The organism is Thermomonas sp. (assembly GCF_035369645.1).
GTDB lineage: Bacteria > Pseudomonadota > Gammaproteobacteria > Xanthomonadales > Xanthomonadaceae > Thermomonas.
In genome coordinates this window covers 26,878-34,574 of sequence record NZ_DAOOUM010000011.1, presented here as the reverse complement: position 1 = coordinate 34,574, position 7,697 = coordinate 26,878, and the positions used below count along the sequence as shown (strand labels likewise).

Below are 7,697 nucleotides of genomic sequence, written 5' to 3'. Positions count from 1 at the left end.
ACAGAAAAGCCCACAGAAAAGCCCACAAGCAAGCCAGAACCAGCGGCAAAGCCCAAGCCGGACGCGAAACCGGAAACCAAGCCTGAAACCAAGCCTGAAACCAAGCCGGAAGCGAAGCCTGAAACCAAGCCAGCAACCCCCGCAGCGGCCAAGCCGGAGCCACCTGCCAGCAAGCCGGCCAACCCGGCAGGCACCGGTTTTGTGGTGCAGATGGGGGCGTTTGCTTCGGCTACGGATGCCACTGCGCTGCGCGATACGCTGCGTAAAGCCGGCTTCAACGCCTTCACCGACAGCGTGCCCGGTGCCGATGGCAACTTGACCCGTGTGCGGGTGGGGCCGGTAATCAATCGCGCCGAAGCCGAAGCACTGAAAGCCAAACTTGAACAAGCGGGCAAGCCAGGCGGCATGATCCGTCCGCACCCCTGATCTGTCACCTCCACAGGAAATTCCCCCATGTGCGGCATCATTGGAATCGTCGGCCAAAGCGCCGTTGCCGGGCTGCTGTATGACGGCTTGACCATGCTCCAGCATCGCGGCCAGGACGCCGCCGGTATCGCCACCGCACACGGCACGCGCCTGCGCGTGCATCGCGGCAACGGGCTGGTGCGTGATGTGTTCGATGCCAAGGCGATGGCACTGCTGCAAGGCAATATGGGCATTGCCCATTGCCGCTACCCCACTGCCGGCAGCGAAGGCAGTGACGAAGCACAGCCGTTTTACGTCAACTCACCGTTCGGCATCGCGCTGGCGCATAACGGCAATTTGATCAATACCGAAGCACTGCGCCGTGAAGTGTTTGAACAAGACCGCCGCAATATCAATACCGGGTCCGATTCCGAAGTCCTACTCAATGTCTTTGCGCACGAGCTGGACACCCAAAAAGCACTGACCCCGGCGGCAGTATTTGCCGCACTGGAAGGGGTGAACCGCCGCGCCAAAGGCGGCTACGCGGTGGTGTGCTCGGTATTGGGTTTGGGTTTGGTGGCGTTCCGCGATCCGCATGGCATTCGTCCGTTGGTGTTGGGCAAGCGCAGCAGCGCCGCAGGGGATGAATACATCGTCGCCTCGGAATCGGTGGCACTGGACGTGCTGGGCTTTGAACGTGTGCGCGATGTCGAGCCGGGTGAGGGCATCGTCATCACCGATGCGGGGCAATTGCACGCGCAGCAGTGCGCACCACCTGCGGCGCACGCCACCTGCATCTTCGAGTACGTCTATTTCGCACGCCCAGACTCGATGATCGAAAACATCTCGGTGCACAAGGCACGCATGCGCATGGGCGTCACCTTGGGTGAAAAGATCCTGCGTGAGCGTCCGGATCACGATATCGACGTGGTCATCCCCATCCCCGATACCAGCCGCGATTCCGCACTGGAAATCGCCAACACGCTGGGCGTGAAATACCGCGAAGGCTTCATCAAGAACCGCTACGTCGGGCGCACCTTCATCATGCCGGGGCAGGGCGAGCGCGCAAAATCAGTCAAGCGCAAACTCAACCCGATTCCGCTGGAGTTTCGCAATCGCGTGGTGTTGCTGGTGGATGACTCCATCGTGCGTGGCACCACCAGCCAGCAGATCGTGCAGATGGCCCGCGATGCCGGTGCGAAAAAGGTCTATCTGGCTTCGGCCGCGCCGCCGGTGCGTTATCCCAATGTGTATGGCATCGATATGCCGTCCAGTGAAGAGTTGGTGGCGCATGGCCGCAGCGAGAAGGACATCGAGCAACTGCTGGGCTGCGACTGGTTGATCTATCAAGACCTCGCAGATTTGGAGGCCGCCGTCGCCGGGCCAAAATTTCCGGGCCGTAAATTTGATAGCTCGTGCTTCAATGGCGAATACGTGACCGGGATCGAGCCGGATTACTTTGAACGCATCCAGCAATTGCGCTCGGATGAGGCCAAGAAAAAGCGCCGCGCAGCGTGACGTTGTTCGAAGCGGCCTGCGCCTGCCTCAATGCTGCCACAGCGGATGACAAGCCCGCGTTGACCTTGGCGATGGCCGCGGCGTTTGCGCGCGGCGGCTTGACCATCGAACACGATGCCCCCGCGCCCGACCGCATCCACATGCCGGGCCGCCCGGCCACACCCAAGTTGGTGCATCCGCGTGACCTGCCGCGCCGCGGTTTCGGCACCAATGAGGGCCGCGCCGCCTTCATCCACGCGGTGGCGCATATCGAATTCAACGCAATGGATCTGGCGTGGGATGCGGTGTATCGCTTTCGCGGATTGCCGGCGCAGTTTTATGCCGACTGGGTCGGCGTGGCGCGGGATGAGGCGCGGCACTTCAACCTACTGCGCGCACGCCTGCGTGAACTCGGTTACGACTACGGCGATTTTGATGCCCACAACGGGCTATGGGAAATGGCCGAAAAGACCGCGCACGATGGTTTGGCGCGGATGGCGCTGGTGCCGCGTGTGCTGGAAGCGCGCGGGCTGGATGTCACGCCGGGGATGATCGTGAAATTGCGCGGCTTGGGCGATGACGCCACTGCCGACATTCTGGAAGTCATCTTGCGCGAGGAAATCGGGCACGTCGCCGCCGGCAGTCGTTGGTACCGCTGGTATTGCGAACGTGCCGGCGTTGAACCGAAAGCGCGCTTCCGTGAATTGCTGCGCGAATATGCCAGCGGCGTGCTGCACAAACCCTTCAACACCGATGCGCGGTTGCAGGCCGGGTTTGACTTGGAAGAGCTGGAGAGTTTGCTGGCGGCGGCGGATTGATTGAACGCTGGGAGAACTCCGAGTACGTTCGCGACAGCCTGTTCCCTTCCGCGAATGTCCCCCGGCATCGGCCTTGCGGCCGCTGCCTCCGCCTTGATTTCGCTACAGGGAACAGGCTGTCACGAACGTACTTTGCGATGCACGTGTTATCGCTCAGGAGAATGGTGTCAACACCGGGTGGTTGGCATCCACCCGCAACACCGAGCCCTGCGCGTACCAATCGCCCAGCACGATGCGGCTGCATCCGTGGCCTTCATCATGGATCGCCGGGCGATGGGTATGGCCGTGGATCATCCGCGTCACCCCAAAGCGCGCAAACCAGTCCTGCACCGTGGCCGGCGTGACATCGGTGATCGTCTCCGATTGCCCGCTGGCCTGCAGTTCGCCATAGCGGGCACGGCTGGCGGCGCGGGCCTGCTCGGCAAAGGCCAGCCGTGCTGCCAGCGGCTGCGCCAGAAATTGCGCCTGCCAGTGCGGATCGCGCGTTTGCGCGCGGAACTGCTGGTACGCGGTGTCGTCGCTGCACAGCAAATCGCCGTGCAGAAGCAGCGTCGGCGTGCCGTACAGGTCGATGATGGTGGGATCGTCCAATACCGTCATCCCGCAGCGTGCCGCGTAGCCCGTGCCCAGTAGAAAATCACGATTGCCGCGGATGAAGAACACCGGCACGCCTGACGCGCTGAGTGCGTGCAGTTTTTGCGCCACCATCGCACCGGCCTCCGACGGGTCATCGTCGCCCACCCAAGCTTCAAACAAGTCGCCCAAGATGTACAGCGCATCGGCACTCCGCGCTTCGTTGTCCAGAAAGTGGCCAAACAATTGCGTGATGGCCGGTCGTTCGGCATCCAAGTGCAGGTCGGCAATAAACAGCGTGGTCATATCCGGATTGTAGTGGCGTGCGCGGGCTAAAATGCGCGATTCCCTGTCCCGATCCCGAACATGACCACCCGCACCCGTTTCGCCCCATCGCCCACCGGCTATCTGCACATCGGCGGCGCGCGCACCGCGCTGTATTGCTGGCTGGAGTCGCGCCACAATGGCGGGCAGTTCATTTTGCGGATCGAGGACACCGACCGCGAACGCAGCACGCAGGCCGCCATCGACGCGATTCTGGAAGCGATGGACTGGCTGGGGCTGGACTACGACGAAGGCCCGATTTATCAAACCCATCGGCTTGATCGCTACAAAGAGGTTGCCGAGCAATTGGTCGCTTCCGGCCACGCCTATTACGCCTACGAAACCAAGGAGGAACTCGAAGCCATGCGCGCGGTGGCCGAAGCCGCGAAAGAAAAACCGCGCTACAACGGTGCCTATCGCGACGCCAACGCCGGTTGGCGTGATGATCCCAACCGCGTCATCCGCTTCAAGAATCCGCTCGATGGCGTGGTGGCTTGGGACGACAAGGTCAAAGGCCGCATCGAGATCGCCAACAGCGAGCTGGACGATCTGGTGATCTTCCGCAGCGACGGCTACGCCACCTACAACTTTGCGGTGGTGGTGGACGACATCGACATGCGCATCACCGATGTGGTGCGTGGTGATGACCACGTCAACAACACCCCGCGCCAGATCAATATCTACAAGGCGCTGGGTGCGCCGGTGCCGCATTTTGCGCACCTGCCGATGATCCTCGACGAGCACGGTGCCAAGCTGTCCAAGCGCACCGGCGCGGCCGACGTGATGCAGTACCGCGACGCCGGCTACCTGCCGCATGCGTTGCTGAACTATCTGGTGCGGCTGGGCTGGTCGCACGGCGATCAGGAGATTTTCTCGATCGAACAAATGCAGTCGCTGTTCGATCTGGCCGACGTCAACGCCAAGGCCTCGCGGCTGGATCCGGCCAAGTTGGGTTGGCTCAATCAGCAATACCTGAAGGCCGATGACCCCGAGGCCGTGGCTCAGCACCTGTTGTGGCATTTGCAGCAGGCCGGCTATGACCTCGAGCACGGCCCGAAGCCGGCGGAACTGGTGATCGCGCTGCGCGAGCGTGCGCAAACGCTGAAAGAAATCGCCGAGAAATCCGCGGTGTGGTTTGGCCCATTGACCGAGTACGACGAAGCCTCGGTGGCCAAACACTTCAAAGACGCGGCGCGCGAGCCACTCACGCAAATGCGCACGCGGCTGGCCGCGCTGGCGGACTGGGCGCCCGAGCCCATCCATGACGTCGTCAAGGCCGTGTCGGAAGCACTGGGGATTGGGATGGGCAAGATCGCGCAGCCGCTGCGGGTGGCCATCACCGGGACGCAAGTCAGCCCGGATATCGGCTGGACGGTGTATCTGTGTGGGCGCGGGGAAGCGCTCAAGCGGATCGACGCTGCCATTGCCATGCTGCCGGCGGCATAATCGCCGCGATGGCCACCCAACCACACACCTGCATCGACCCGCACCACCACGTCCACGACGCGCAAGGTTTTGTGGTGGCGGTGGAGCGCGCCTGTAGTGAGCGTGGCTTACGCTTGACCGCCATTCGTGCCCGTGTGCTGGGCCTGATTGCCGCAGCCGGCCAGCCGATCAAGGCCTATGACCTGCTCGACAAAGTGCGTGATGGTGAAGGTGCGGGTGCGGCGGCACCACCCACGGTGTACCGCGCCTTGGATTTTTTGCTGGCCAACGGCTTCATCCACAAGTTGGAATCCATCAACGCATTCGTGGCTTGCCACCACCCCAATGCCGCGCAGCATTCGGTGCCGTTCCTGATTTGCAACCGTTGCCATGCGGCCACTGAGCTGGAAGATGCCGGCATCGTTGCTACCCTCGATGCCGCCGCGCGCGCATTGGGCTTTGCGCCACAAGCGCAGACGTTGGAAGTGCACGGCCTGTGCGCGCGTTGCGCACAGGCCGCTTGAGCATCAGAAGAACACCCGCACCCCAAACCCAAGACTGCGGCCCGGCAGCATCACCTCGTCCTTCAGGAACGAGGTATGCACACGGGCGATTTGGTTGGTCAGGTTGCTGGCATCGGCGAACACTTCCCAACTGACATTGCCGGTATCGAAGTGGCGTGCGGCATGCGCATCCACCAGCGTGTAGCCGGCGGTCGGGGTTTCATTGACTGCGACGTTGCTTTGCCGGTTGGTGCGGGTGGCCCCCAGCGAGGCACGCCAGCCCATATGTTCCCAGCGCAGTTGCGCACCCAGACGCGACGGGGCGATACGGGGCAGATTGCCACCGTGGGTCAACGTAGCGCGCACGCTGTCGCCAAACACGCGCAAGTCCCAGTCGCCGCTGTCGTTGGCGGCCAAGTGGAAGGTAGCTTCCCCTTCCAGACCACGGAAATTGGCATCGTTTTGCATCCATTGGCGAATCGGCAGGTCTTTGTCGGCTTCGTCCCAATGCCATGTGGTGCCGGTATCGGCCAAATAGATGAAGCCGCGAATGCGGTTGTAGTAGGCCGAGATGCTGGCCTCCACGCGTGGCGTTTGATAGTGCAGACCCAATTCAACTTGGTTGGTCGCTTCCTTGCGCAAGTTGGCATTGCCGACTTCGTAGGCAAGCGTGGCGATATGCGGGCCATCGGAGAACAGTTCTTCTTCCACCGGGGCGCGTTCGGCATGGTCGAAGTTGGCGGTCAGTTTCCAACTGGGATCCAGCTTCCACGCGCCGGCCAGCGAGAGACTCAACGGATTGAAGCTAAGCGAAGCGCCGCCGGTGGGGCTGGATTTCACTTGGTCGACACGGGCGCCAAGATCCAGCTGGACATCGCCAATATTGCGTCGTGCTACAGCAAAGACACCCTGCGCGCGGGTGCTGGTTGCGGGGATGAACGCCTCTTCACCAATGGCCAGAAACGTGCCGGCCGAGGCTTGCGCACCCACCGCGCCTTGCCAGTGTTCGGCGCTGCCAAAACTGGCTTCGATGCGCACCTCATTGGCATTTTTACGGAAGAGGGTGCCGGGTTGGTCATCTTCAAACTCGGTGTGTTCGTAGCCGGTATGGCCGACTGCAAAGCGCAGCCCATTGCCATCGCCCCACAGGTTGCGCAGCGCACCTTTCAGTTCGTAGTGGTCTTGCCGCATTTGCAAATGCACGCCATCGGTACCCGCTGCCGGGTCGCCGGGTTCGCCCGGGTTGCCGTAATTGTCTTCAAAGCGCGCGGCAGAGAGGCCCACGTAACCCCAGTCGCCCACCAGCGAGCCACCCAACGCGCCAGAGCGGGTGTCGATGAATGCGTTGCGCTGGCGGCTTTGCGGGGTGTCATAGTCCTGCGCGTGGCGATACACCGCATCGGCATGCAGGGCAAAGCGGTCATTCCCGCCATCGACGCGCGCCATGCTGGTATTGCCGCCTTGATCGCCGGCAAAGAAGCGGGTTTCCGCGCGGCCACTGAAGCCGTTGTCGATCGCATCAGTGGGGATGCGGCCATCGACCACATTGACCGCACCACCAATCGCGCCGCTGCCATACAGCAAGGTGGCCGGGCCTTTCAGCACCTCGATCTGGTCGGCCAAAAAGGGCTCGACCGCCGGGGCGTGGTCCTGGCTGACGCTGGAAACATCTTGCGAGGCCAGCCCGCCGTTGAGGATGGCCACGCGCGGGCCATCCATGCCACGGATGATCGGACGGCCCACGCCGGGGCCGAAATTGGAGCTTTGCACGCCCGGCACACTGGACACGGTTTCGCCAAGACTGGCGGCGCGATTTTCATCGAGGCGTTCGCCGGTGAGGACTTCGGTCGGTTTGCTGAGGGTGTCAGCGGTATCACCCAACAGACTGGCATTGACCACCACGCCGGAAATTTCTTTGATGTGCTCGTCGCCAGACTTACTGGCGGTATGGCGGGTATCACTGGCTGGTGCCGAGGTGGGTGCGTGGGGCGTACTCTGCTCGGGAGCGGATTGAGCGACAAGGGGCAAGGTGGCTTGTTGCGCGTGGGCGCTGGGGAGCAGCGCGAGGGTCAGCGCCAATGTCAAGCTGGCACGTTGCATCGGGGGAGGGGGGCAGCGCATCGGTGTAGGGGTTCCAAAAATGAGGGAGGGA

7 protein-coding genes are annotated in these 7,697 nt (G+C 62.4%); 5 read left to right on the top strand and 2 right to left on the bottom strand.

Annotated elements, in window-relative coordinates:
- The 3 genes from PK789_RS03600 to PK789_RS03590 all read left to right on the top strand — a co-directional run.
- On the top strand, positions 1–426 hold a 426-nt coding region (locus PK789_RS03600; RefSeq protein ID WP_324307084.1), incomplete at its 5' end, for an SPOR domain-containing protein.
- Between the two features lie 27 nt (positions 427–453).
- Positions 454–1,923 carry an amidophosphoribosyltransferase gene (gene purF, locus PK789_RS03595; protein WP_324307082.1) on the top strand — a complete coding sequence of 490 codons (1,470 nt, stop codon included), beginning with the start codon at positions 454–456 and terminating at the stop codon, positions 1,921–1,923.
- The gene (locus PK789_RS03590; RefSeq protein ID WP_324307080.1) at positions 1,920–2,720 is read left to right on the top strand and encodes a ferritin-like domain-containing protein; all 801 of its coding nucleotides are present in this window, start codon (positions 1,920–1,922) and stop codon (positions 2,718–2,720) included. Before purF ends, PK789_RS03590 begins: the two co-directional genes overlap by 4 nt.
- Before the next feature lie 153 nt (positions 2,721–2,873).
- On the opposite strand, the gene lpxH is transcribed toward PK789_RS03590, so the two are convergent.
- A complete protein-coding gene (gene lpxH, locus PK789_RS03585) occupies positions 2,874–3,599 on the bottom strand; it encodes a UDP-2,3-diacylglucosamine diphosphatase (protein ID WP_324307079.1) in 726 nt (241 codons plus the stop codon).
- 60 nt (positions 3,600–3,659) lie between these two features.
- Between lpxH and gltX the strand changes: the two genes are divergently transcribed.
- Positions 3,660–5,063: a glutamate--tRNA ligase gene (gene gltX / locus PK789_RS03580; RefSeq protein ID WP_324307078.1), complete on the top strand. Its 1,404-nt coding sequence runs from the start codon at positions 3,660–3,662 to the stop codon at positions 5,061–5,063.
- 8 nt (positions 5,064–5,071) lie between these two features.
- On the top strand, positions 5,072–5,566 hold the full coding sequence (locus tag PK789_RS03575) for a transcriptional repressor (protein WP_324307077.1): 495 nt from the start codon (positions 5,072–5,074) through the stop codon (positions 5,564–5,566).
- 3 nt (positions 5,567–5,569) lie between these two features.
- Here the strand turns inward: PK789_RS03575 and PK789_RS03570 are convergent, their stop codons facing one another.
- Entirely contained in the window at positions 5,570–7,645 is a 2,076-nt protein-coding gene (locus tag PK789_RS03570) for a TonB-dependent receptor (protein ID WP_324307076.1), read from the bottom strand.
- Positions 7,646–7,697: the final 52 nt, after the last annotated feature.